20 protein-coding genes are annotated in these 24,426 nt (G+C 67.2%); 9 read left to right on the forward strand and 11 right to left on the reverse strand.

The genetic code is table 11. The annotated features are described in order from the left end of the window. Nucleotides 1–124: 124 nt before the first annotated feature. Nucleotides 125–2,476: a glycosyl hydrolase gene (locus AC30PD_RS03420; RefSeq protein WP_489534239.1), complete on the reverse strand. Its 2,352-nt coding sequence runs from the start codon at nucleotides 2,474–2,476 to the stop codon at nucleotides 125–127. 252 nt (nucleotides 2,477–2,728) lie between these two features. On the opposite strand from AC30PD_RS03420, the gene AC30PD_RS03425 reads away from it, so the two are divergent. The 3 genes from AC30PD_RS03425 to AC30PD_RS03435 are packed head-to-tail and all read left to right on the forward strand — an operon-like array spanning nucleotide 2,729 to nucleotide 7,188. Next, nucleotides 2,729–4,057, forward strand: a complete 1,329-nt coding sequence (locus tag AC30PD_RS03425) for a hypothetical protein (protein WP_489534240.1) — start codon at nucleotides 2,729–2,731, stop codon at nucleotides 4,055–4,057. Nucleotide 4,058: 1 nt separating this feature from the next. Continuing rightward, nucleotides 4,059–5,837, forward strand: coding sequence for a glycoside hydrolase family 17 protein (locus tag AC30PD_RS03430; protein ID WP_489534241.1), 1,779 nt, complete (start codon nucleotides 4,059–4,061; stop codon nucleotides 5,835–5,837). A gap of 22 nt (nucleotides 5,838–5,859) precedes the next feature. Continuing rightward, nucleotides 5,860–7,188, forward strand: coding sequence for a glycoside hydrolase family 30 protein (locus tag AC30PD_RS03435; protein WP_489534242.1), 1,329 nt, complete (start codon nucleotides 5,860–5,862; stop codon nucleotides 7,186–7,188). 3 nt (nucleotides 7,189–7,191) lie between these two features. Here the strand turns inward: AC30PD_RS03435 and AC30PD_RS03440 are convergent, their stop codons facing one another. The 7 genes from AC30PD_RS03440 to AC30PD_RS03470 form a co-directional block, all read right to left on the reverse strand. Then, complete coding sequence (locus AC30PD_RS03440; protein WP_489534243.1) at nucleotides 7,192–8,103, reverse strand: glycoside hydrolase family 16 protein; 912 nt, start codon at nucleotides 8,101–8,103, stop codon at nucleotides 7,192–7,194. 6 nt (nucleotides 8,104–8,109) lie between these two features. Further along, the gene (locus AC30PD_RS03445; RefSeq protein WP_489534244.1) at nucleotides 8,110–10,476 is read right to left on the reverse strand and encodes an MFS transporter; all 2,367 of its coding nucleotides are present in this window, start codon (nucleotides 10,474–10,476) and stop codon (nucleotides 8,110–8,112) included. A gap of 43 nt (nucleotides 10,477–10,519) precedes the next feature. After that, nucleotides 10,520–11,491: a glycoside hydrolase family 17 protein gene (locus tag AC30PD_RS03450; RefSeq protein WP_489534245.1), complete on the reverse strand. Its 972-nt coding sequence runs from the start codon at nucleotides 11,489–11,491 to the stop codon at nucleotides 10,520–10,522. After that, nucleotides 11,488–12,477 carry a glycoside hydrolase family 17 protein gene (locus AC30PD_RS03455; RefSeq protein ID WP_489534246.1) on the reverse strand — a complete coding sequence of 330 codons (990 nt, stop codon included), beginning with the start codon at nucleotides 12,475–12,477 and terminating at the stop codon, nucleotides 11,488–11,490. Before AC30PD_RS03455 ends, AC30PD_RS03450 begins: the two co-directional genes overlap by 4 nt. Nucleotides 12,478–12,491: 14 nt before the next feature. Beyond that, entirely contained in the window at nucleotides 12,492–13,406 is a 915-nt protein-coding gene (locus AC30PD_RS03460) for a glycoside hydrolase family 16 protein (RefSeq protein WP_489534247.1), read from the reverse strand. A gap of 5 nt (nucleotides 13,407–13,411) precedes the next feature. Next, complete coding sequence (locus tag AC30PD_RS03465; RefSeq protein ID WP_489534248.1) at nucleotides 13,412–14,779, reverse strand: GH1 family beta-glucosidase; 1,368 nt, start codon at nucleotides 14,777–14,779, stop codon at nucleotides 13,412–13,414. 194 nt (nucleotides 14,780–14,973) lie between these two features. After that, a complete protein-coding gene (locus tag AC30PD_RS03470; RefSeq protein WP_489534249.1) occupies nucleotides 14,974–16,062 on the reverse strand; it encodes a LacI family DNA-binding transcriptional regulator in 1,089 nt (362 codons plus the stop codon). A 122-nt stretch (nucleotides 16,063–16,184) separates the two neighbouring features. On the opposite strand from AC30PD_RS03470, the gene AC30PD_RS03475 reads away from it, so the two are divergent. Next, a complete protein-coding gene (locus tag AC30PD_RS03475) occupies nucleotides 16,185–16,982 on the forward strand; it encodes a YihY family inner membrane protein (RefSeq protein ID WP_489534250.1) in 798 nt (265 codons plus the stop codon). A 32-nt stretch (nucleotides 16,983–17,014) separates the two neighbouring features. Here AC30PD_RS03475 and AC30PD_RS03480 read toward each other — a convergent pair whose 3' ends face one another. Next, the gene (locus tag AC30PD_RS03480) at nucleotides 17,015–17,980 is read right to left on the reverse strand and encodes a tripartite tricarboxylate transporter substrate binding protein (RefSeq protein WP_489534251.1); all 966 of its coding nucleotides are present in this window, start codon (nucleotides 17,978–17,980) and stop codon (nucleotides 17,015–17,017) included. A gap of 2 nt (nucleotides 17,981–17,982) precedes the next feature. Beyond that, nucleotides 17,983–19,071: a tartrate dehydrogenase gene (locus AC30PD_RS03485; RefSeq protein ID WP_489534252.1), complete on the reverse strand. Its 1,089-nt coding sequence runs from the start codon at nucleotides 19,069–19,071 to the stop codon at nucleotides 17,983–17,985. Between the two features lie 115 nt (nucleotides 19,072–19,186). On the opposite strand from AC30PD_RS03485, the gene AC30PD_RS03490 reads away from it, so the two are divergent. Together AC30PD_RS03490 and AC30PD_RS03495 are read left to right on the forward strand one after the other, a co-directional pair. Then, nucleotides 19,187–20,116: a LysR substrate-binding domain-containing protein gene (locus AC30PD_RS03490; protein ID WP_489534253.1), complete on the forward strand. Its 930-nt coding sequence runs from the start codon at nucleotides 19,187–19,189 to the stop codon at nucleotides 20,114–20,116. A gap of 127 nt (nucleotides 20,117–20,243) precedes the next feature. Then, nucleotides 20,244–21,293 carry an ABC transporter substrate-binding protein gene (locus tag AC30PD_RS03495; RefSeq protein WP_489534254.1) on the forward strand — a complete coding sequence of 350 codons (1,050 nt, stop codon included), beginning with the start codon at nucleotides 20,244–20,246 and terminating at the stop codon, nucleotides 21,291–21,293. Nucleotides 21,294–21,352: 59 nt separating this feature from the next. Here AC30PD_RS03495 and AC30PD_RS03500 read toward each other — a convergent pair whose 3' ends face one another. Next, a complete protein-coding gene (locus AC30PD_RS03500; protein WP_489534255.1) occupies nucleotides 21,353–21,856 on the reverse strand; it encodes a hypothetical protein in 504 nt (167 codons plus the stop codon). Between AC30PD_RS03500 and AC30PD_RS03505 the strand changes: the two genes are divergently transcribed. The 3 genes from AC30PD_RS03505 to AC30PD_RS03515 are packed head-to-tail and all read left to right on the forward strand — an operon-like array spanning nucleotide 21,855 to nucleotide 24,343. Beyond that, the gene (locus AC30PD_RS03505; RefSeq protein WP_489534256.1) at nucleotides 21,855–22,751 is read left to right on the forward strand and encodes an alpha/beta hydrolase; all 897 of its coding nucleotides are present in this window, start codon (nucleotides 21,855–21,857) and stop codon (nucleotides 22,749–22,751) included. The two genes, AC30PD_RS03500 and AC30PD_RS03505, sit on opposite strands and share 2 nt — an antisense overlap. A gap of 15 nt (nucleotides 22,752–22,766) precedes the next feature. Beyond that, nucleotides 22,767–23,579 carry an ABC transporter ATP-binding protein gene (locus AC30PD_RS03510; RefSeq protein WP_489534257.1) on the forward strand — a complete coding sequence of 271 codons (813 nt, stop codon included), beginning with the start codon at nucleotides 22,767–22,769 and terminating at the stop codon, nucleotides 23,577–23,579. Continuing rightward, on the forward strand, nucleotides 23,576–24,343 hold the full coding sequence (locus tag AC30PD_RS03515) for an ABC transporter permease (protein WP_489534258.1): 768 nt from the start codon (nucleotides 23,576–23,578) through the stop codon (nucleotides 24,341–24,343). Before AC30PD_RS03510 ends, AC30PD_RS03515 begins: the two co-directional genes overlap by 4 nt. The last annotated feature ends 83 nt before the right edge of the window (nucleotides 24,344–24,426 follow it).

The following is a 24,426-nucleotide window of genomic DNA, read 5'->3' on the forward strand; positions in this document are numbered from 1 at the left end:
GTCGTCCTGGCGGTGGGGTCGAAGCGACCCGACTGGTGAATTGGCGAAAGCTTGAAAGCGCTTTCAGAATCGAGCTTAGCGCTGCCCGGTGCGTGTGACAAGGACAGCGAGCCCTGTGCTTTCCCTAAGGTGCGCTGCTGGCCCGACCCAGACTGCCCGGCGCCACGGTCAGCTGTTTGCCGTCGCTGAAACGCACGGTGATCGGCGCCTTGCCGGCGTTGTGCGCCAGGTAGGTGCGCTGGCCGTCGGGGCGCTTGAACACCTGGTACAGCGTGGTGTCGGCGGTGACCGTGAAGTCGGGCGTGCCCATGGCCTGCAGGCTCAGCATCCAGTGCAGCGTGTGCGTGGCGGTGTTGCCGTCTTGCACGCTGCCACGCGGGTTCCACAGCGCCAGCGCCGCGGCCGGGTCGGCCAGCGCCTGGTACTTGGCGAAGATGTCTTGCCACACGTCTTCAGGCGGCGGGTTCGGCGGGAACTTGCCACGCTTCTTGTAGGCCTCGCTCTCGGCATTCATCGCCGCGAGGTTGCGCTGGATGAAGCCGGGGTCGCGGCCGAGGTACGTGGAGAAGCCGGCCATGGGCAGCAAGTTGATGCCGTGGATCTGGCGCGGCTCGTCGGTCCACCAGGTGTTGTGCACGTACATGCCACCGAAGACCATGCTCGTCTCCGCCGCCTTGTAGCCGGGCGGGAACACGAGCTTGTGGATGTCGAACCAGTAGTGGTCGATCGCGTTCGTCTCGTTGGCGAAGAGGTAGATGCCCAGGTCGCGCAGCTCGCGGTTGCCGGTGATCTCGCCCCACAGGATCAGGCCGGCCCAGGCGTTGATGGCCTCGCTCGACGACTCCTGGTTGTTGCCGAAGTTGCCGTACTTGTCGACGCCGCCGATGCCCACCGCCCAGCTGTGCCCTTCGTAGGCGTCGTAGTTGCGGATGTACGGAAAGTCGGCGCTGCCCCGCTGCGTGTTGGCGATGTCGGCGATCAGCAGATCGACCATCGCGCCCCATTGCTCTTTGCCGGCCAGGGCGGGCTCGCGCAACGCGATCTCCGCGGCGGCGCGGATCCAGTAGCCATAGTGGAAGTGGTGGTCGTTCATCTGCGCCACCGAGAAGAACTCGTCCGGGTAGGCGAGCAGCGTGCCCAGGCTCTTGTCGAGCGCGAAGTAGCTGGCCTTGCCCTTGCCCGCGAACCAGAATTCCATGCGCTCCTTGGCCACGGCCAGGAACTGGTCGCGCGCTTCGGTGTTGCCTTGCTGCTCGGCCACCGCAGCCAGCGCCAGCACGCGGGTCAGCCCCTGCCCTTGCCAATAGACGCTGACGCGCCAGTTGTCGGCGTTCTCACGGCTGGGCAAGAGGTCGCGGCGCCGGCGCAGGTCTCGCTTCAGTGAATCGTTGAACTCGGCCAGCTTCGGGCTGTCTTTCAGCGCGTCCGGCAGCGCCGGCCAGTGCGGCACGAAGCCCTGCCATGGGCGCTCGGTCTTGAACTGCGCGGCGGCCAGCAGGCGCAGCTGGCCGCGCACGGTGTCGTAGGCCGGGCCGAGCTTGTCGGCCACCGATTTGTTCTGGTGCCAGTGGTGCGGGTACAGGCCCAGCAGCGGGCCGTTGTCGGCGCCTTCCATCAGGCGGGTTTTGGCGGTGAAGGTCGTCTCCACGCGCGCCGCAGCGGCGTCGTACTGCCAGCTCACCACGGTGTCGGTGACGAAGGCGTAGGCATGGCGCGCAAGCAGTTGCAGCGTCTCGGGTTTGTCGTCGGGCAGCGCCGCGGCAGAGAACCAGCCCTTGCCTTCGGGCATGCGGCCGGCCCATTCGGCGGGCGACACCTGTTCCCAGCGCACGCCGGTGGGGCCGAAGATCACATAGCTGCGGCCCTTCACACGCAGGCCGAGCTGGCGCGCATCGGTGACGCCGGGCAGGCGCTCGGCCGCTGCAGGCAGGCGGATGCGCACGTCGCCGCGGCTCAGCTGGAAGTAGGCATAAGGGCTGCCGTGAGCCACCGTCACCAGCAACTGGTCGGCACCGCGCGCCATCGAGATGTCGACCGCCCAGTCGGACACACGCGCCAGCTTGGCCGGCTCGGGCTCGAAGGCGAGCGGCGAGAACACCAGCGCGTCGGTGTGCGGGTAGGCCACCACATGCTCGGGGCTCACCGTGAACGGGATCTGGTCGGCCGCTTCCTGCTGGCGCGGGTACGCCATCTCGAAACCTTCGGGCGTGGTCTTGAAGCTGAGCGGCTGGGCGAACACCGGCCCCGGCTTCGCGTTGAAAGCCACCGTCGAATACCACTGGCTGCTCGGCGCTGCCTGCTTGAGCAAGGCCTCGGTGCGGAACGGCGCGGCCGGTGGCGGCTTGTCGCCGGCGCGTGGCGCCAGCAACACCGTGGCGCCGCCCACTTTCTGCGTGGCCACCCCTTGCGCCAGGGTGTGGCTTGACGCGGCCAGCGACAGCGCAGCGACCCACAGAATCTGACCGATCGACTTCATGCACGACCTCCTGCGGGCCAGATGGTGCCCGACCCGTTCATGCTATTGAAAGCGCTTTCATAGCGCATCCTGAGGATTACCCGCGGGCTGGCCTGGTCGCCGACCGCCCCCGCGGGAAAACACGGGGCTGGCGAGCGTTGACGCCACAACGGCGCTTCGACTAATCTTCTGAAAGCGCTTTCAGATCAACGCCTTTCCGGTACCCTGAAGCGCGCCCTCACCCCCCGTCAGCCTTACTCCGGGCACCAGAACATGAGCACATTCAACCCGTCCCGCGCCGCCAGACCCTGGGCGATCGCAGCGCTCAGCGCGGCTGCGCTGCTGGGCAGCGGCGCAGCGCGAGCCATCGACTACGGGCCCTTCTCGCTCACCGGCTTCGCCAAGGCCGAGGGCGGTCGTGTCAGCTCGCTGTGCAAGAACTGCCAGGTCGACGCCACCGCCAACAAGCAGTTCGTGTGGGCCGACGAGCTGGTGCAGGGCCGCGACTATGGCGCGGGCAACGCGCACGTCACGCTCTTTCAGCCTTACCTGGGCGCCAAGTTCGACCTGCCTCAGGGCTTCAAGGTGCAGGGCCTGCTGAGCCAGCGCTTCCGCGATGGCGATGTCGACTTTCCCGGCTTCTTCTACGAGCGCAACATCGCGCTCAGCCAGGACGACTACGGCAGCGCCCGCATCGGCGCCATGACCACACGCGGCTGGAGCCTGGCCGACTACCCCTACGGCAGCAACGTCGGCGTGGCCGACGTCTGGGGTTCGTCCGGCGCGGGCTACGGCATCCTCACCCGGGCGTTGCGCCTGCAGACACGCCCGCTCGACGTGCTCGAAGGCGACCTCGTGCTCGAGGCCACCTACGACCAGGGCAAGCCCGGCTGGAAGCGCAACAAGCCGCGCTTCCTGGAACTCTATGCGCAGTACCACAAGGGCGACCTGGTGGTCGACGCCATCTACCAGAGCAGCAAGAACGGCACGCCCTCGGCCTTCGGCCACGGCGTGTTCACCGGCCTCACGCCCTTCCCCGCCGACGACGCCATTCTGGGCGGCAGCAGCCAGGGCATCGCGATGGTGATGGCGCGCTATCAGGTCGACAGCAAGATCGAGGTCTCCGGCGGCCTGCGCGCCAACCGCTGGAGCGGCGCCTACGCCCGCATCACACGGCCCGCCGGCACGAGCGCGAGCGGCTTCGACGAGTGGAACGACCCCTTCAACGTCGACTGGAGCAAGGACTTGGGCGGTGGTGTCTACCGCGGCTACCCGGCCACGTCGATGGACATCATGCTCGGCGCTCGCTACCGCTACGACGCGAACTGGACGGTGTCCACCGGCATGGTGCATCTCGGTGCCGCGGCCACCGACAACCCGAGCGAGCGCGGCCAGTCGAACTCGGCCACCATCAACAGCCTCGGCCTGAACTACGACTTCAAGAACGGCCTGCAGGCCTACGTCTCGGGCACGCTGGTGCGTTACGCCAGGCGCGGCCTCGCGCCGCTCTCGATGCCCAGCAACTCGGCATTCACGAACATCGACTCGCGCCTCAAGACACGTGGCAACTCGTGGCTGCTCGGCGCCGTGTACACGTTCTGACATGAACCTCGTCAAGGTCACACCCATGAAGCCCACACGCACCGGCGTCTCCTTCGGCCTGCCGCTCGCGCGCGCAGCGCTCGCCCTTGTTTTCGCCAGCATCGTCGTGGCCTGCGGCGGTGGCGGCACCACGCCCGTCACCGCGTCGGGCGGCGAGATGCGGCCACTGCCCGCAGACTTCAGCACCCGCAAGGCGGTGGCGTATTCGCCCTACCGCACGGCCACGAGCTCGGCCGGCCTCGACGCCGAAGTCATCACCGAAGCGCAGATCAAGGAAGACCTCGACTTGCTGGTGAAAGCCGGCTTCGGGCTGATCCGCGTGTTCGGCAGTTCCGACAAGGTGGCGCGGCAGACGCTGGCGACGATCTTCAAGTACGCCATCGACATCAAGGTGCAGCTCGGCGCCTACACCACCGGCGATGTCTACGTCACCGACGCCGAACGCGCCATTGCCGAAGCCAACAACCAGGCCGAGCTGCAACGCGCCGTGGCGCTGGCGCGCGAGTACCGCGACATCGTGGTCGCGGTCAGCGTGGGCAACGAAACGCAGGTCGATTTTTCGGGCGTGCGCACCAAACCAGAGACCCTGGCCCGCTATCTCAAGACCGTGCGCGATCAGGTCACGCAGCCGGTGACGACCGACGACAACTGGGCGCCTTTTGCCAGCCCCAACGCCGCGATCCTGGCGACGATCGACTTCGTCTCGATGCACACCTACCCGCAACTCGACACCTACTTCCAGCCGAATCTTTTCGACTGGAAGCAGCTCGCCACCGCGGCCAGCGGCCGGGCCCAGGCGATGGCCAACGCCAACATCGCCGAAGCCCGCCGCCAGTACACCGCCGTGCGCGCGGCACTCGACCGGCGCGGCTTGAACAGCATGCCCGTGACGATCGGCGAGACCGGCTGGAACGTCTTCGACCCCAAGCTGCCGTTCCGCGCTCACCCGGTCAACCAGAAGCTGTACTACGACGGCCTGCAGGCCTGGGCCGCCGAAGGCCGCGCCGGCAGCGGCCCCCAGGCGATCTTCTACTTCGAGGCTTTCGACGAAACCTGGAAACAGAGCGACGACGGCTGGGGCCTGTTCAACAAGAACCGCCAGGCCCGCCACGTGATCCAGGGCCTGGGCACCTGTGGCACGACCTGGGTCTGCGAAGCACCCGCCTACACCGCGGCCGATGCGTTGTACTTCGCGCTCGCCGAGCCGAATGCGGCAGTCGTTGCCAGCAAGTACCGCATCTACACCGAAGCACCCGCCGGCAGCGGCACCGAAGTGGCGGCAGCCAACCTGCGTGTCGACGCCTTCAGTGGCGACAGCGTGCAGCGCCCCGAGGTCACCAGCACCTTCGCACCCGGCGACGCCGGCCACAGCATCGAGATCACGCCCACACCGAAGGACTACGGCTGGGGCATGCTGTGGCAATCGGCCAGCGGCACGACGGAAAACCTCTCGGGTTACGCCGCCACAGGCACGCTGAACTTCAGCATCAAGACCACCTACGGCGGCAAGATCGAGGTTGGCCTCAGCAGCGACACCGTCGACCGTGCCGGTGCCGAAGCCTTCCTGCAGATCGCCAGCGGCGAGTACGGCTACCGCAACAGCGGTGAATGGGTGCAGGTGTCGATCCCGCTGTCGGCCTTCGTCACCGCCAACCCGAAGCTCGACCTGTCGCTGGTGTTGAGCCGCTTCATCATCTCCGACCGCTGGGCCATCACCGGCAACCTGGCGCGCACCGGCCTGCCGCCGCTGTACCTCGACGGCATCTACATGGCGAAGTGAAGCGGCCCCGGGGAACCGTTTGGTGCGCTGCATCCTGACCGCGCGTGACGGCGCGCATCGCCTGAGCGAACAAGCGGCCCTCGGGTCGCTGGCCGATCACGACCTGCCGCGCCTGTGGGTCGACACACGGCGCCGTTTCCAGACGCTGCAAGGCTTCGGCGGCGCGTTCACCGAAGCCGCGGCCACCACCTGGCTGCGGCTGTCTGAAGCGCAACGCGCCGCGTTCCTGCGCGACTGCTTCGACCCCGTGCTCGGCCACGGCTACACGCTGTGCCGCGTGCACATGAACAGCTGCGACTTCGCACTCGGCAACTACGCGCACCTCGAGACGCCGGGCGACTTCGAGCTGCAGCATTTCAGCATCGAACGCGACCGCCAAGCGTTGCTGCCGATGATCCGCGCTGCGGCGGAGGTGGCCGGGCGGCCGCTGCAGTTGCTGGTCTCACCGTGGAGCCCGCCGGCCTGGATGAAGACCAACGGCCGCATGAACGACGGCGGCAAGCTCCGGCCCGAGTGCCGCCGCGCCTGGGCGCGCTGTTATGTGCGCTTCATCGAGGCCTATGCCGAAGAAGGCGTGCCGGTGTGGGGCGTGTCGGTGCAGAACGAACCCGAAGCGCACCAGCGCTGGGACTCGTGCCTGTACAGCGCCGACGAAGAACGCGACTTCGTGCGCGACTACCTCGGCCCCGAACTGGCGGCCGCCGGACTGGGCCACGTGCGCATCGTGGTGTGGGACCACAACCGCGACGTGATGGTCGAACGTGCCAGCGTGATCCTCGGCGACCCCGAGGCCGCGAAGTACGTCTGGGGCACCGGTTTCCACTGGTACGGCGAAGACCATTTCGACCACGTGCAACTCGTGCACGACGCCTGGCCCGACAAGCAGCTGCTGTTCACCGAGGGTTGCCAGGAAGGCGGCCCGCACCACGGTTCGTGGGATCTGGGCGAGCGTTATGCGCGCTCGATGATCAACGACCTGAACCGCTGGACGGTGGGCTGGATCGACTGGAACCTGCTGCTCGACGAGACCGGCGGGCCCAACCACGTGGGCAACCTGTGCAGCGCGCCGGTGCTGGCCGAGCCGGCGCGCGACGCGCTGCTGCACCAGAGCTCGTTTTATTACATCGGCCACTTCGCGCGCTTCGTCAAACCCGGCGCGCAGCGCGTGCTGTGCGCCGCCAACCGGCAAGCGCTGGACGCCACGGCCTTCGTCAACACCGATGGCAGTGTGGCCGTGGTGGCCATGAACCGCAGCGAACAGCCGCTGCGCTTCGCCCTTCACGTGGCCGGCAATGCCTGGGCCGCGGAGCTGCCGCCGCGCGCCATCGCCACGTATCTGGGCGGCGACTGAAAACTAAAGCGGCGCCTGCCAGACGCGCACGTGCTCGATCTCCATCGCCACCGGGAAGATGCTGTCTTCGACGGCACCACCGAGATCGCCACCGATGGCGACGTTCAACAGCAGGTACTGCGGCGCATTGAAAGGCCACGCGGCGTAGCCGGTGCGCGGGTTGGCGTAGCGGTAGGTGACGACGCCATCGACGCCGATGGCGATCTCGTCGGCCGTCCAGTGCATTTGATAGTCGTGGAAGGCGGTGCAGGCGTCGGGCACCTGCACCGCAGCGCCGGTGCCCGGGCCGGCGCTCAGGCGTGTGTGCACCGTGCCGAAGACGCGGCTCGGGTTGCTGCCCACCTGCTCCATGATGTCGATCTCGCCGTCGTCGGGCCAGGTGCCGCCGCTGCCCAGCATCCAGACCGCAGGCCAGGTGCCGCGGCCGCAGGGCAGCCGGGCGCGCACTTCGAAGTAGCCGTAGGTCCAGGCCGCGGTGCCACGCGTGCTCAGGCGTGCCGAGGTGTAGCGCTGGCCACCCCAGTCGGCGGCACTGCTCAGCGATTCCAGCCGCGCGGTGATGCGCAGGCGCCCGCCCGCGACCACCGCGTTCTCGGCCCGCGCCGCGGCGTAGTACTGACGCTCGTTGTTGTACCAACCCAGCCGGTTGCGCTCGGTCTCGTAAGCCCAGCGTGACGTGCCGGGGAGTCCTTCGGTGTCGAACTCATCGGCCCACACCAGGCGGTAGCCGGCGGGTGCAGGCCCGGTGGTTACCGGTGGAGCAGGCGGGGCAGGGTCGGCGACCACCGGCGGCGGCGCGGGTGCCGGCGCGGTGGACACGGCCGGCCCATCGCCGCTGCCTCCGCCACCGCAGGCCACGAGCTGCAGCAGCAACAGAAGCACGCCCGGAGCGGCCAGACGAGGTGCGTCAACCATGGGCACTCACTGCGCGAGCGCGCCGTACTTGGGCCGCTCGTCCTTGTCCCACAGGCCCCACTGCGTGCCCACTTCGCCTTCCTGCTGCCGCTTCCAGGGCTCGTCGAACGACGAGAAGTAATGCAGCCGCACGCCCTCGTGGCGGGCCCATTGCTGCACGTCGATGAAGTAGCGCATTGCGTTCTCGGCCGAGGGCACGGCGCCCGCCACCGCTTGCCCGCTGCCGGGCCAACCCGTTTCGGTGACGATGACCCGCTTGCCGCCACCCGCGGCCTGCACCAGGCCGACCATGCGGCGCAGGTAAGGGGCGGCCATGTCGATGTGGGTGCCTTCCCAGAACGGGTAGCAGTTCGGCAGCAGCACGTCGCAGGCGGCCGTCAGCGCCGGGCGCTCGAGGAACTGGTAGTAAGCGTCGACACAACCCACCCGCACGTCTTGTGGCACAGCGGCCCGCACGCGTGCGATGTACGCCAGCAATTCGGCCTCGGGCAGTTCGCCGCGCAGCAAGACCTCGTTGCCCACCACGGCGATGTTGACCAGGCCCGCGCGGGCCAGCGTCACCAGCCCTTCGATCTCGCGTTCGTTGCGTTCGCGATCGTGGCTGATCCAGGCGCCGACCATCGTCTTGAGCCCCTTCGCTCGCGCCAGCCGGGGGATCGATTCGTGCCCCTCGGTGCAGGCGAACGAGCGCACCCAGCGGGTGTGCGGCGCGATGAGTTCGATGCGCCGAGCCACCTGCGCTTCTGACAGCACATCGCCCGCAGCTTGTGTTTCAGTGTAGGCGCTGAAGCACAGGCCGTACACGCCGCTGCTCATCTGCTCGCGATACAGCGCGCCGATCTCGGCCGCGGTCTTGCCGGCCAGGGCCGAGCGCTCCATCGCCGGCAGGTGCAGGCCGTGCTCTTCGAGCCAGGGCCGCGCGCCCGAGCCTTGCGAAGACGACGCGGCGGCGCGCTGCTTGCGCCGCTCGATCTCTGCGTGCACTTCAAGGGCCCGCTTCTCGTCGAGGTCGTAGTCGCGCATGACCCACATCGCCAGCAGCGTCCCGAAGATGGGCACGCCGGAATAGAACAAGCGCAAGCCGTCGACGGCGCCGTCGGGCTGCACCGCGGCGCCCGGAGTGAACGCGACCACCGACATGATGGCGCCGCTGAGCAGGCCGGCGACCGCGAAGCCGAGCTTGACCATCCACCAGTAGATCGCGCCGAAGATGCCTTCGCGGCGTTTGCCGGTGGCCAGCTCGTCGAGGTCGCACACGTCGGCGGTCATCGACATCATCAGCGTGAACAGCCCGCCGATGCCGAACGAGAAGAACGGCAGGGCCAGCATGAACATCCAGGGCTTGCCCGGCACCATCAGGAACCACAGCAGCACGTAGCCGATGAGCGAGATGCCCTGCGACAGCATGAAGGCGGTCTTCTTGCCGACCCGCTTCGATATCCAGGCCACGGTGGGGATCACCGCGAAGGTGGTGACGAGCGCGCCGACGCTGCCGAACAGCGTGGGCCAGATGCCGGCCGCGGCCGTGTTGCCGTTGAACAGGTGGTAGACGACGATGAAGAACGAGAACGCCGCCACCGTGTTGAAGGCGTTGAAGATCAGGAAGGTCGCGAAGCACAGCTTGCGAAAAGGCACGCAGCCGAAGGCCTCCTTGAAGCCGCTCATCATCTCGCGCATGCCGACGCCCACGTTCGCCAGCGTCAGCGGCACGAGGTGCGTGTCGTCCTTGGTCGAGCGGCTCGGGATGAACAAGGCCGGCACCATCGCCAGCAGCATGCAGATCACGCCGACCCAGACCGAGAGCGTGCGCGCAGCCGAGTCGGCGTTGGCGAACCACTTCGGGTCGTACATGAAGACCCAGAACCACGGCGCGATCACCCAGGCCCATTGGCCGATCCATTGCGCCACCGCCATGATGTGGGTGCGCTCGTGGAAGTCGTCGCTCATCTCGTAGCCGATGGCCACGTACGGGATGCTGAACACCGTCAGGCCGGTGAAGAACACCAGCGACCAGACCAGGAAGTAGATGAAGTTGTGGGTCAGCCCGTCGCTGCGGTGGAGCTGCCACATCGCCACGAACGCGACGCCCATCATGATGGCGCCGACGAACACGTACTGCCGGCGCCGGCCCCACTTCGAGCGTGTGTTGTCGGAGATGAAGCCCATGATCGGGTCGAGGATCGCGTCGTAGGCACGCGGCAGGAAGAACAGGATGCCCCACATCCACGTCGGGAAGCCCATGTCCTGCACCAGCACCACCATGAAGATGCCCAGCGCGGCCGGGAACATCTGGTTGGCCAGCATGCCCAGCCCGAAGGCGACCTTGCGGCCGAAGGGAACGTGGTGGGTTGCGCTGCTGGCGGTTGCGGTCATGGGGTACTTTCGGTGGTGAGGCGCGACGCTGGTGCGGGCGCTCTCAGGCCTGTGCCGACTGCATCGCCAGGTCGGGATAGAGGGCCTGCATCACACGCTTGGGCTGGCGGTCCACCGTGAACAGGCCCCAGTGTTTTTCGGGTTCGAGCGGGTCGGCCGAGCCCTTCCACGGTTCGTCGAAGGCCTCGAACACGAAGCACAGGATGCCGGCCTCGCGCGTCCAGGCCATCAGGTCCTGGTAGTAGATGGCCTGCAGTTCCTGCACCGCGTGCTCGGCGTTCATGCCGCGGCCGTTGCTGGCCGTGCACCAGCCGGCTTCGGTGATGACGATGGGCTTGTCGGGGTAGAGCCGTGCCACGCTGGCGAAGTTGTCTTTGGTGTAGTCGAGCGCTTCGTGGATGTGCTTGTATTCCCACACCGGGTAGGTGTGCACCGAGATGAAGTCGAGCTCGGCCACCAGATCACGCAGCTTGTGCTGCCAGGGCACGTAGTTCTCGCAGAAGGTGACGGGCTGCTGCACCGCCGCCTTGACCCAGCGCACGTAGTCGATCATGCGGTGCACGGGCACGAAGTGATCGGTCCAGTCGACGGTGGCCTCGTTGCCCACGGCCACCGAAAACACGGTGTCGCCGTGGCGGTTGGCCAGGTCGACCAGGCGGTCGAGTTCGGCCAGGTTCTCGAGCCGGCTGGCTTCGAGTTGTTCTTCGGTGAAGGTCGCGCCCCAGGGGCAGCCGAAGTTGTTCATCTCTGCGCCCAGGTAGGCACCGAGCATGACGCGAAAGTCGAGCTTGTCTTCGCGGATGACCTGCAGCACACGTTCTGCATGCAGGCTGCAGTCGTACAGGCGCAGCAGCTTCCAGTGGCGCTTCAGGAGGTGCAGGTCTTCACGGATCTCGGCCAGCGACGGGTAGATCTTTTGGTCCGGGCTCTGGCCGGTGCGGTAGCCGGAATAACAGAGCGCGTTGCCGGCGGGCAGGGCGAACGGGGGCGAACCTGATGACACGATGATGCTCATGCGAACTTGAGGACGCCGTCCTTGTCCCACAGGCCCCAGAAGGCACCCACGTCGCCTTCGGCACCGACCTTCCAGGCTTCGTCGAAGGCGGCGAAGTAGAAGACCTCGATGCCTTCCTGTTCAGCCCAGCCACAGGTGTCGACGAAGTACTGCATGGCCCCTTCGTGCGAGGGCACCGAGCCCTGGAAAGCGCTGCCTTGATCGGGCCAGCCGGTCTCGCTGATGAGGATGCGCTTGCCCGGTGCGGCCGCGCGCGTGCGCGCCAGCATGGTCTGCATGTAGGCCAGTGCCTGCTCGCGCGGGCAGCCTTCCCAGAACGGGTAGCAATTGGTCATCACCACGTCGCAGGCGGCGGTGATGCGCGGGTGTTTCTCGAACAGGAAGTAGGCGTCGACATAACCCACCGGCACACCGGGCAGCGCATCTTTCACGCGCTGGATGTAGGCGAGCAACGCGTCTTCGCTCATGTCTTCGCGCAGCATGACCTCGTTGCCCACGGCCACGATGTCGGCGTGGCCGGCGCGCGCCACCTCGATCACGCCTTCGATCTCGCGCTCGTTGATCTGCGCGTCGGTGCCCAGCCAGGCGCCGACGAGCGTCTTCAGCCCGAGTTCGTGCGCCACACGTGGCGTGTGTTCGTGACCGTCGGTGCACGAGAAGCTGCGCACCCACTTCGTGTGCGGCTGCAGGATCTGCAAGCGCTCGCGGATCTGCGCTTCGCCGATCTGGCTGCCGGGTTGCTGCCCTTCGAGGTAGGGGCTGAAGCACAGGCCGTGCACACCGCGCAGCAGCGTGGCGTGAAAGTCGGCCGAGAGCGCGTTGCGCCGCTCCCACGTCCAGACTTCGGGGCTGGCGTGGGCCCAGCTGCCAGCGCCAGGCGCCGCGCCCGGATCGGCGCCGGAGCGGTGGCTCGCCGGGCTCTGCCACTCGCCCTGGTCGGCGCTGCGGATCAGCTTGCCGCTGGAATCGGTGTGGGGTCTGGACATGGTGGGTTCTGCCTTCAGCGCTTCTTTTTCTGCCAGGGGAACTTGCCCTGGCCGATGGGTTTGACACCGCCATGGCCGCCGACCTTGTCGTACACGCGCACGTAGTCGACCACCAGTTCGGCGGGGAAGCGCGTCTCGGGGTTGGGCACGCCAGGGAAGTTGCCGCCCACCGCCACGTTCATCACCAGATAGAAGGGTTGGTCGAACGGCGCGGGCCACGGGTTGAGGTCGGCCTGGCGCCGCGCGATCACGCCGGCGCCATCCTTGGTCACACTGCTGCTCCACCAGTGCTGGCAGGTGCTGGTGTGCACCTCGTCGACGTAGAAGCGGATCTCGCCCGGTTCCCACTCGACCGCGTAGGTGTGCCAGTCCGACACCATGCCGTCACCGGGCAGCGCATGCACGTGGGTGATGAGCTGCCGGGCTTGCGTGCCGGGCGAGCCGAAGTGGATGCTGTTGAGCACCTCGTGCGGCTTCTCGCCGACGATCTCCATCAGGTCGATCTCGCCCGAGGCGGGCCAACCGCCATAGGTGTCGGCCTGCGGCAGCATCCACAGCGCCGGCCACAGACCCTTGCCCCAGGGCACCTTGGCGCGGAACTCGACCCGGCCATAGCAGGTGGTGAACAGCGGCGTGCCGTCGCGGCGCCGCGTCTTCAGCCGCGCCGAGGTGTAGCCGCAGCCGTGCAACGCCTCTTTCACCGCACGGATCGTGAGCCGGCCGTCTTTCACCTGCGCGTTGACCGGCCGGTCGGTGTAGTACTGCAGTTCTTCGTTGCCCCAGCCGGCCACCCAGGTGTGGCTGCCGTAGTCGAAGAAGCCGTTGCCGAGATCGAAGTCCCACTTGGTGGGGTCGACCGCGTCGCCTTCGAACTCGTCGTTCCAGACCAGCTTCCAGCCCGGGATCTTGCGCGGCTTCTTCTTGCTCATGGCCATCACGCTTTCACGGTAGGCGACGCAAGGCGCGCTGCCTTCTGCACGCGCAGGAAGTCGCGGTACCAGAGCGCGCTGTCTTTCGGTGTGCGGGTCAGTGTCTGCTGGTCGACGTGCACGATGCCGAAGCGCTTCTCGTAACCCGAGGCCCACTCGAAGTTGTCGAGCAGGCTCCACACCATGTAGCCGGCCATCGGCACGCCCTGGCGCAAGGCCTCGGCCACCGCGCCGATGTGGCGCGCGATGTAGTCGGTGCGGTCGACGTCGTGCACGCGGCCGCCGGCCAGCACGTCCTTGAAGGCCGCGCCGTTCTCCTTCACGTACAGCGGCGGCACGGCGTAGTCGCGGTGCAGGCGCAGCAGCAGTTCGGTCAGCCCTTCGGGGTAGACCTCCCAGCCCATGTCGGTGAGCGCCTTGCCGCTGGTCTTCACGTCGAAAGCACCGGCCGCACTGACGACCGAGCGGGTGTAGTAGTTGACCCCCAGAAAGTCCATCGGCGTGGCGATGGCGGCCAGATCGCCAGGCCCCACCTGCGGTGCGTCGGCACCCAGGTGCTCGAGCACGTCGGCCGGGTAGTGGCCCTTGAACAGCGGGTCCATGTACCAGCGCACCGAGCGGCCGTCTTCGAGGCGCGCCTGGGCCTGGTCTTCGGCGCTGTCGGTCGCGCCGCCGATGGGCGACAGGTTCAGCACGATGCCGAGCCGCGCCTTGCAGCCTTGCGAACGCATGGCTTGCAAGGCCAGGCCGTGGCTCAGCAACAGGTGGTGCGCCACCTGCATGGCGGTGGCGCGGTGCTTCAGGCCTGGCGCGAACACGCCGGTCTCGTGCCCGAGCACAGCCATCACCCAGGGCTCGTTGTGGGTGGTGATGGTGGCCACGCGGTCGCCCAGACGCGCGGCCATGCCGCAGGCGTAGTCGACGAAGCGGTGCACCGTGTCACGGTTCGCCCAGCCCCCTTGTTGCTGCAACGCCGAAGGCAGGTCCCAGTGGTTGAGCGTGAGGTAGGGCTGGATGCCACGTTCGAGCAGGCCGTCGACGAGGCGGTCGTAGAAGGCCATGCCCGGCTCGTTCCACGCGCCCTGCCCGAGTGGCTGCACCCGCGGCCACGACACCGAGAAACGGTAGGCATCGACGCCCAGGTCGGCGATGAGGTTCAGGTCTTCGGGCCAGCGGTGGTAGTGGTCGCAGGCGAGCTGGCCGTCGCTGCCGTCGGCAATCGCACCGGGCACGCGGCAGAAGTCGTCCCAGATCGACGGGCCCTTGCCGTCTTCGGCCGCGGCGCCCTCGATCTGGAAGGAGCTGGTCGCCACGCCCCAGACGAAGTCTTTCGGGAAAGTGTGCGACGGAGGAAAAGGAGGTGCCTGGATCATGGTGTGCATCTCGTGGCTGCGCATCTCTGACCGTGTGCCCCTGGTTGCCCGCCCCACACGCCGGTTGTGCGTCAGGCGCTTTGAAAGCGCTTTCACAATTCTAGAAGGGGAAGCCGGCCTGTCAATCGAGGGTTATCGAGAGGCTGGCGCGGCGGGCGCCGGGCCGATCTGCGCCCGTCCGGCCGGGCGGGCGCTCAGCGGGTGCGCAGTTCCCGGCTGGACTCGCGCGCGATGAATCGCGGCGACGGCAGCTCCAGCGTCGGCGGCGTGCCGGCCAGCAACTGCAACATCGCGGTGGCCGCGAACTGACCCAATTCGTAGATCGGGTGGTGCACGGTGCTCAGCGGCGGAATGTTGTATTCCGCGCTCGCCAGGTCGTCGAAGCCGACCAGCGACACGTCGTCGGGCACGCGCAGGCGGCGCCGGTGCAGGGCCAGTGTGGCGCCGAACGCCATCTGGTCGTTGGCGGCGAAGATGGCGCTGAAGCGCTCGCGGCTGTCGAGCAGCCTTTCCACGGCCATGCGGCCGCTGTCTTCGGTGTACTGGCCGGGCACCACGAGCTTGGGCTCGTAGGCCTGCCCGGCCGCCTCGAGCGCGGCGCGGTAGCCGCGCAGGCGCTCCTTGGCGTCGGGGTGGCGCGTGTCGCCGGCGATGAACGCGATGCGCCGGTGCCCCAGGCTCAGCAAATGGTGCGTGGCCAGGCGGCCACCCTCGAAATTGTCGAAGTTCAGTGCGTACAGGCCCGGCACCCGCAGGCTGCGGCCGGTCACGACCACGGGCAGGCTCTGCGCGTGCGTGGCGAGCGCGTTGTCGCTCAAGCGGCCGGTCAACACGATGATGCCGTCGACACGGCGCGCACGCAGCGTCTCGATGCAGCGCGCCTCGTGCGCCGCGTTCCACTGGCCGCTGACGAACAGTGGGCTGTAGCCGGCGCGGCTGAGCTCGTCTTCAATGCCACGCAACGCGCCACCGTAGAACGGGCTGTCGATGGACTGGGTGACCACACCGATGCTCAGCGTGCGCCCGCCGGCCAGGCCGCGCGCCACCGGGTTGGGCACGAAGCCCATGCGCGCGATGGCTTCGTCGACCGCCAGCTTCTTGTCGTCGCTGACAACCGCCGTGCCGTTGAGGATTCTCGACACCGTGCTTGGCGACACACCCGCTGCCTGCGCCACCATCTCGAGCGTGACCTTGGTGTCGTCACGCGGCGCGCCGGCGGCTGTCTTCCTGGCGGCCGGAGCCGCGGCGACGCTGCCCGTCGGCGCCTTGCGCTTGGTCTTCATCCCGCGAGCCTCCCGATCTTGTTGTCGGCGGACAGTTTATGTCGCTATGGTTGAGTTCAGAACCGCCGACCGTTCGGCCACAGACCCGTTTCCATCCGCCCACCCCATCGCCTTCGAGCCCCATGCTCACCCTCATTCGTTCCACCTTCCACCAAGCCCGCAAGGCCCGCCTCGCGCAGGTGGCCGGCAGCCTCACCTTCACCACGCTGCTCTCGGTCGTGCCGCTGCTGGCCGTGAGCTTCGCGCTGTTCAGGCGCTTCCCCGTCTTCAGCCGGCTCGAAAGCGCGATCGACGAGTTCGTGTTGAAAGGCCTGCTGCCGGCCGACATCTCGCGCACGGTGCTCAGGTACTTGAACGCCTTCGCGGCGAATGCCGGCGGGCTGACGTGGATCGGCTCGCTGTTCCTGCTGGCCACGGCCCTGGCGCTGCTGCTCACGGTCGAGAACGCGCTCAACCAGATGTGGCAGGCCCGGCGCAACCGGCCGTTCCTGAGAAGGCTGCTGCTCTATGTGCTGATGCTCGCGATCGGCCCACCGGTGCTGGGCCTGAGCCTGTGGGCTGGCACGCTGGTGCTGGGCATGTCGATGGGGCTGGTGGGCGCCCTGCCACCCTCGCTCTCGTTCGTGCTCGGCCTGGGCCCGGTCTTGCTGAGCCTGGCAGCGCTGACAGCGCTCTTCTTCTACGTGCCCAACGCCAAGGTGCGCCTGCTCGACGCGTTCGTGGGCGGCGTGATCGCCGGCGTGGCCTTCGAGCTCGGCAAGCGTGGCTTCACCACCTACCTCGTCAAGCTGCCCACCTACCAGGCGGTCTACGGCGCTTTCGCGGTGTTGCCCTTGTTCCTGCTGTGGATGTATTACTCGTGGCTCGTGACGCTGGTGGCGGCCATGATCGCGGCCAACCTGGGCCGCGCGCGCAGGTGAGCGGCCAGGGGCCGGCCACCCGCCACGCACGCTCATTCGATGACCACCTTCGCGTCCTTCACGAGCCTGGCGAACTTCTCGGTCTCGGCCTTGATCTGCTGCGCCATCTGCGCGCTGCTGTCGCCGATCGGCTCGGCGCCGATCTCGTCCATGCGCTTGCGGAATTCGGGCGACTGGATCACCTTCACCATTTCGGTGTTGAGCCGCGCCACGATCTCTTTCGGCGTGGCCGCCGGCGCCAGCACCCCGAACCAGGTGCCGATGTTGAAGCCTTTCAGGCCAGCCTCTTCGAGCGTGGGCACCTCGGGCAGCGCCGAAGAGCGCTTGGCTGTGGTGACCGCCAACGCGCGCAGCTTGCCGCTCTTGATGTGCTGCAGCACCGGCGTCACGGTGTCGAAAGACATCGTGACCTGGCCGCCGAGCAGGTCGGTCGTCATCGGGCCGCTGCCCTTGTACGGAATGTGCGCGATGTCGGTACCGGTGATGTTCTCGAACTGCGTGCCGATGAGGTGCTGCGCCGTGCCGTTGCCGTTCGAGGCGTAGTTGTACTGGCCCGGTTTGGCCTTGAGCATCGTCACCAGTTCGGCCACGTTCTTCGCAGGCGTGCTGGCGTTGACGACCAGCACGTTCGGCACCAGCGCCACCGTGGTGATGGGCGCAAGGTCCTTCTGGAAGTCGTACGGCAATTTCTTGTAGACGCTGGAAGCGATGGTGTGGTGCACCGCACCCACGAGCAGCGTGTAGCCGTCGGGCTTGGCCTTGGCCACGAAGTCGGCGCCCAGCGTGGCGCCTGCGCCCGGCTTGCTGTCGACGATCACGGTCTGGCCGAGGCTCGCCGTCAGCTTCTCTGCGAGCGCGCGGGCCAGCACATCGGTCGTGCCGCCGGCAGGGAACGGCACGATCAGGGTGACGGGTTTGCTCGGCCAGGTTTCTGCGACGGCGGCAGCGCCGGTCGCGGCAAGCGCCATTGCGACGAGGGTGTGCTTGAGCGCCTTCATGCTCAGGCCGCCTTGCGCTGCGCGCTGGCCAGCAGCAGCTGGCACATCGCATCGGTCACCTGCGCCGTGGTGGCCTTGCCACCCAGGTCGCCGGTGTGCAGCTGGGGGTTGGCGGTGACCTGCTCGATCGCCTCCATCACACGCTGCGCAGCGTCGTACTCGCCCAGGTGATCGAGCATCATCACGACCGACCAGAAGGTGCCGACCGGGTTGGCCAGGCCCTTGCCCATGATGTCGAACGCCGAGCCGTGGATCGGCTCGAACATCGACGGGTAACGGTGCTCGGGGTCGATGTTGCCGGTGGGCGCAATGCCCAAGCTGCCGGCGAGCGCGGCGGCCAGGTCGCTCAGGATGTCGGCGTGCAGGTTGGTCGCGACGATGGTGTCCAGCGAGGCCGGCTTGTTGATCATGCGGGCGGTCGAGGCGTCGACGAGTTCCTTGTCCCAGGTGACATCGGGGAACTCTTTGGAGACCTGCAATGCGATCTCGTCCCACATCACCATCGCGTGGCGCTGAGCGTTGCTCTTGGTGATGACGGTCAGCAGCTTGCGGGGCCGCGACTGCGCCAGCTTGAAGGCAAAACGCATGATGCGTTCTACGCCAGCGCGGGTCATGATCGACACGTCGGTGGCCGCTTCGATCGGGTGGCCCTGGTGCACTCGGCCGCCCACGCCGGCGTATTCGCCTTCGGAGTTCTCGCGCACGATCACCCAGTTCAGGTCGCCCGGGCCGCAGCGCTTCAGCGGGCCGTCGATGCCGGGCAGGATGCGCGTGGGGCGCACGTTGGCGTACTGGTCGAAGCCCTGGCAGATCTTCAGGCGCAAGCCCCACAGCGTGATGTGGTCAGGAATGTGCGGGTCGCCGGCGCTGCCGAACAGGATCGCGTCCTTGTTGCGGATCGCATCCAGTCCGTCGGCCGGCATCATCACGCCGTGCTCGCGGTAGTGGTCGCCGCCCCAGCCGAAGTTCTCGAACTCGAAGCGCAAGCTGCCGCTCGACGCAGCGAGCGCTTCCAGCACCTGCTGTCCGGCAGGAACCACTTCCTTGCCGATGCCGTCTCCGGGAATGGTGGCGATTCTGTAGGTCTTCATGGTTCGTCTCCGTGTGTGGGGTTGAGCGGGTGACGACACTGTAGAAACTGGACAGCCTTTCCGAGCGCCGATAAAGTGAATCCATCGTTAACCTGAATTCAACAATCAACCGGCCATGAGCGCAGGCATCCAACCCGCCGATCTGGGCTTTTTCTCGGCGCTCGCGGCGGCCGGCAGCCTGAGCGCGGCAGCACGCGAGCTCGGCATCACCACGCCGGCCGTGAGCAAGCGCCTGGCGCTGATGGAAGCGCGTGTCGGCGTCTCGCTCGTGAACCGCACCACGCGGCGCATGAGTCTCACGCCCGAGGGCGAGCTGTGCCTGGAAAGCGCCCGCCGCATCCTCGGCGAGATCGACGACATGGCGCAGTTGCTCGGCGTCTCGAAGGCCACGCCGAAGGGCTTGCTGCGCGTGAATGCCACGCTGGGTTTCGGGCGCAGCCACGTGGCGCCGCTGATCTCGCGCTTCGTGCGCGCGCACCCGCAGGTCGAGGTGCAACTGCAGCTCTCGGTGAACCCGCCGCCACTGACCGACGATGCCTTCGACGTGTGCATCCGCTTCGGCCCGCCGCCTGACGCACGTGTGATCGCGCGCCACGTCGCACCGAACCGCCGCCTGCTCTGTGCTTCACCGGCCTACCTGGCCAGACACGGCACGCCGAAAGTGCCCAACGACCTGGCGCGCCACAACTGCATCGGCATCCGGCAGGGCGAAGAGGCCCATGGCGTGTGGCGCCTGTCGAGCGCGCGGGGCAAGAGTGCGAGCGTCGAGGCGGTGAAGATCCGCGGCAACCTCACCACCAACGACGGCGAGATCGCGGTCATCTGGGCACTCGACGGCCACGGCATCCTGATGCGCGCCGAATGGGACATCGAGCGCCACCTGAAGACCGGCAAGCTCGTCCAGGTCTTGCCGCAGTACCACACCCCCGACGCCGACATCCACGCCGTGTACCCGCAGAGGCACCAGCTGGCGGCGCGCGTCAGGGCGTTCGTGGATTTCGTGGCACTGTCGTTCGGCCAGCAGGCCGGGCTCGCCAAACGCTAGCAGGACCGGGCGCCCGGGCGGCCGAATGCCCCGGCATTCGGGTTCGCCTCGGTGCCTGCTTTGGTGCACTGCGCACAGAATTTGCTTCTGTGCTCGCATCGCTTTCAATCCAGCCGGAGATCTCTTCTTGAACCACGCCCCCACTTTTTCGCGCCGCGCGCTCTTCGCTTCTGTCGCCGCCGGCCTGGCCCTGGCCGCCCTGCCCGCCCGCGCCCAGGAAACCCCCGTCAAGTTCCAGCTCGACTGGCGCTTCGAAGGCCCGGCCGCGCTGTTCCTTGTGCCGGTGGCCAAGGGTTATTTCAAGAACGAGAAGCTCAACGTCACCGTCGACGCCGGCAACGGCTCGGGCGGCGCCGTCACGCGCGTGGCGTCGGGCTCGTACGACATGGGTTTTGCCGACCTCGCGGCGCTGATGGAATTCCACGCCAACAACCCGGCCGCCACCAACAAGCCGGTGGCGGTGATGATGGTCTACAACAACACGCCGGCCGCGGTGCTGGCGCTCAAGAAGTCGGGCATCAAGACGCCTGCCGACCTGAACGGCAAGAAGCTCGGCGCGCCGGTGTTCGACGCCGGCCGCAAGGCCTGGCCGATCTTCGCCAAGGCGAACAGCGTGACCAACGTGGCCTGGACCGCGATGGACCCGCCGCTGCGCGAAACCATGCTCGTGCGTGGTGACGTCGACGCGATCACCGGCTTCTCGTTCACCTCGCTGCTCAACATCGAAGCGCGCGGCGTGAAGGCCGAAGACGTGGTGGTATTGCCATACCCGAACTACGGCGTGAAGCTGTACGGCAACGCGATCATCACGTCGGAAGACTTCCTGAAGAAGAACCCGGAAGCGGTGAAGGCCTTCCTGCGCGCCTTCAGCAAGGGCATGCGCGACGTGATCGCCGACCCGAAGGGCAGCATCGCCACCGTGAAGGCGCGCGACGGCATCATCGACGTGGCGCTCGAAGAGCGCCGCCTCAAGCTCGCGCTCGACGCCACCGTGCTCACGCCCGACGCCAAGGCCGAAGGTTTCGGCGAGGTGCTGGGCCCGCGCCTGAGCCTCATGGCGAGCCAGGTGTCGGACGCCTTCGCCACCAAGGAACGCGTGAAGCCCGAAGCGGTGTGGAACGGCAGTTTTCTGCCAAGTGCCGCCGAGCGCAACATCTTCGCGGCTGCGAAGAAGTGATGGCAGCGGTGCGTGCGGTGGCCCCGCGCGCACCGGCATTCGGCCGGCCTGCCGAAGCTTCAGGGAAAGTCGGCCGACACCTGGAACATGATCGCCGAGTTGCCGAGAAAGTTGACCTGGGTCGACCACATCGGCGTGAACTGCCAGCCCACGCTGAGCACCGCGCCGGGCGAGAAGCCCTTGTAGTTGAACGGCACCTTCTTGTCGTAGGGCGGCTTGTAGCCGTACAGCAGCCCGCCGGTGAGCTGCACGAAGAGCTGCTCCTCGGCAGTCAGGTTGTAGAAGCGTTTGCCACCGTAGAGGTAGGCGCTCGGCTGGCCGAAAGAATTGCGGAAGGCGCTGCCACCGAGGATATAACCCTCGGCGTCCTGCTTTTCGAGCCCGAGCATGTAGACATGACGGTGGTTCGGGTCGCGCGAGAAATGAAAGGTGTAGGGCGACGCCATCACACGCCACGTGTCGCCGGCAGGTTCTGCGGGTGCCGTCTGCGCCAGAGCGCTTGAAGTGAAACAACCGATCGTGATGACCGGAAGGGCGATGCGAAGCGGGCTGAAAAAATCCATGGCGGCGATTGTCGCCACATTCCTCGCGCGCTCCGGGCAGCGCGGCTGGAACGGTGTGCGCATGTTGCTGATCTGCGGCGCGGCCGCAACGCTCGTGGGCTGCGCCTGGTTCGACGCCAAGCAGCGCGAGCTGGTGTTCCGCCCCACGCCCGGCCAGCCCGCCGACTTTCCCGGCCTGCGTGCCGGCGACCTCTCGTTCACCGTCGACGTGCCGGGCGTGAAGGCCGGCAGCACCGAACAGCTCCACCTGTGGTGGCTGCCCGGCAACAGCGCACAGGCGCCGACGCTGCTGTACCTGCACGGCACCTTTCGGAACCTCTACCAGAACCTGCCGAAGATCGACGCGTTGCGTGAAGCCGGCTTCGCCGTGGTGGCGGTCGACTACCGCGGCTGGGGCGACAGCACGCCCATCATCCCGTCAGAAGCCACGATCTACGCCGACGCCAACGTGGCCTGGGCCGAGCTCGTGCGGCGTCAGCCCGACCCGCGCAAACGGGTGATCTACGGCCATTCGATGGGCAGCGGCGTGGCGGTCGAGCTGGCGAGCCACCACCATGGCGGCAGCGACTACGGCGCGCTCATTCTCGAGTCGAGCTTTCCGCGCCTGCCCGACGTGGCCAAGGCGGTGGGCGTGATCGGCACCATCGCCTCGTGGTTCGCCACGCAGGAGTTCGACTCGGCCACCAAGATCAAGGCCGTCGACGCGCCCATCCTCATGCTGCACGGCACGGCCGACAAGACTGTGCCGGTCGAGCTCGGTCGGCGCCTGCGCGACGCGGCGCCGAAAGGCACACGCTGGGTCGAGTTCGAAGGTGGCTCGCACAGCAGGCTGTTCAGTGACTCACCGGTGCTGTACCAGCAGGCGGTGCGCTCACTCATCGATCAAATCCGCTGACCAACTCACCCACCCATGAAACCCTTTGTCGATTTCAAGAACGTCTGGCTCGCCTACAACGACGAGCTGCTGGCGAAGAACCAATTCGCCGTCGAAGACATCTCGCTGCAGGTGACCGAAGGCGAGTTCATCGCCATCGTGGGGCCTTCGGGCTGCGGCAAGTCGACCTTCATGAAGTTGACCACGGGGCTGAAGATGCCGAGCCGCGGCAGCATCCACATCAACGGCGACGCGGTGACCGGCCCGCTCAAGATCAGCGGCATGTCTTTCCAGGCACCTTCGCTGCTGCCCTGGCGCAGCACGATCGACAACGTGCTGCTGCCGCTCGAGATCGTGGAGCCGCACCGCTCGCAGTTCAAGGCGCGGCACGCCGAGTACCGCGAGCGCGCGAAGAAGCTGCTGCACACCGTGGGGCTCGGCGGCTACGAAGACAAGCTGCCGCACCAACTGTCGGGCGGCATGCAACAGCGCGCTTCGATCTGCCGCGCATTGATCCACGAACCCAAGATGCTGCTGCTCGACGAACCCTTCGGTGCGCTCGACGCCTTCACGCGCGAAGAGCTGTGGTGCACGCTGCGTGACCTGTGGAGCGCGCAGAAGTTCAACGTCATCCTCGTCACGCACGACCTGCGCGAAAGTGTGTTCCTCGCCGACACGGTGTACGTGATGAGCCGCAGCCCGGGGCGCTTCGTTGTCAAGCGAGAGATCGGCCTCGCGCGGCCGCGCGACCTCGAAGTGACCTACACGCCCGAGTTCACCGACATCGTGCACGAGTTGCGCGGGCACATCGGCGCGATGCGGAAAGCCGGAACGGCGGTGGCGCAATGAACCCGAAAACCACCGAACGCTGGGCGCCCGTCGTCGCGGCCATCGCGCTGCTGATCCTGTGGCAGCTCGTGTGCACGCTGTTCAAGATCGCCGATTTCATCTTCCCGAGCCCGCTCACCATCGTGCAGGCGATGATCGAATTCGCCGGGCCGATCGGCGAGGCGGCCTGGAAGACCTTCTGGGTCACGATGGTCGGCTTCGCGATCGCCATCGTCGTGGGCGTGTTGCTCGGCTTTCTGGTCGGCTCGTCACGCCTCGCCTATGCGGCGATCTACCCGCTGCTGGTCGGCTTCAACGCGGTGCCCAAGGCGGCGATCGTGCCGATCCTGATCGTGTGGTTCGGCATCGGCATCGGGCCAGGCATCCTCACGGCGTTCCTGATCTCTTTCTTCCCGATCACGGTCAACATCGCCACCGGCCTGGCCACGCTCGAGCCCGAACTCGAAGACGTGTTGCGCGTGCTCGGCGCCAAACGCTGGGACGTGCTGGTCAAGGTCGGCCTGCCTCGTTCCATGCCCTACTTCTACGGCTCGCTGAAGATCGCGATCACGCTCGCTTTCGTGGGCACCGTGCTGGCCGAGATGACGGCCGGTGACTCGGGCATCGGCTACCTGATGCAGACGGCAGGTTCGCAGCAGCGCATGCCGCTCGCTTTTGCCGGGCTGGTGGTGATCGGCGTGATGGCGATGGCGATGTACGAACTGTTCTCGTTGATCGAGAAGCGCACGACGGGGTGGGCGCATCGGGGGACGCAGGGTGATTGAGTCTTGGCTCGCCTGCGGTGTCGGTAGGAGCGGCAAAGGCGCGTGCGGGCAGGCTTACGCGCTTCGCTGGAGCGGTCGGCGCG

Source organism: Rhizobacter sp., assembly GCF_032229685.1.
GTDB lineage: Bacteria > Pseudomonadota > Gammaproteobacteria > Burkholderiales > Burkholderiaceae_C > LMDS01.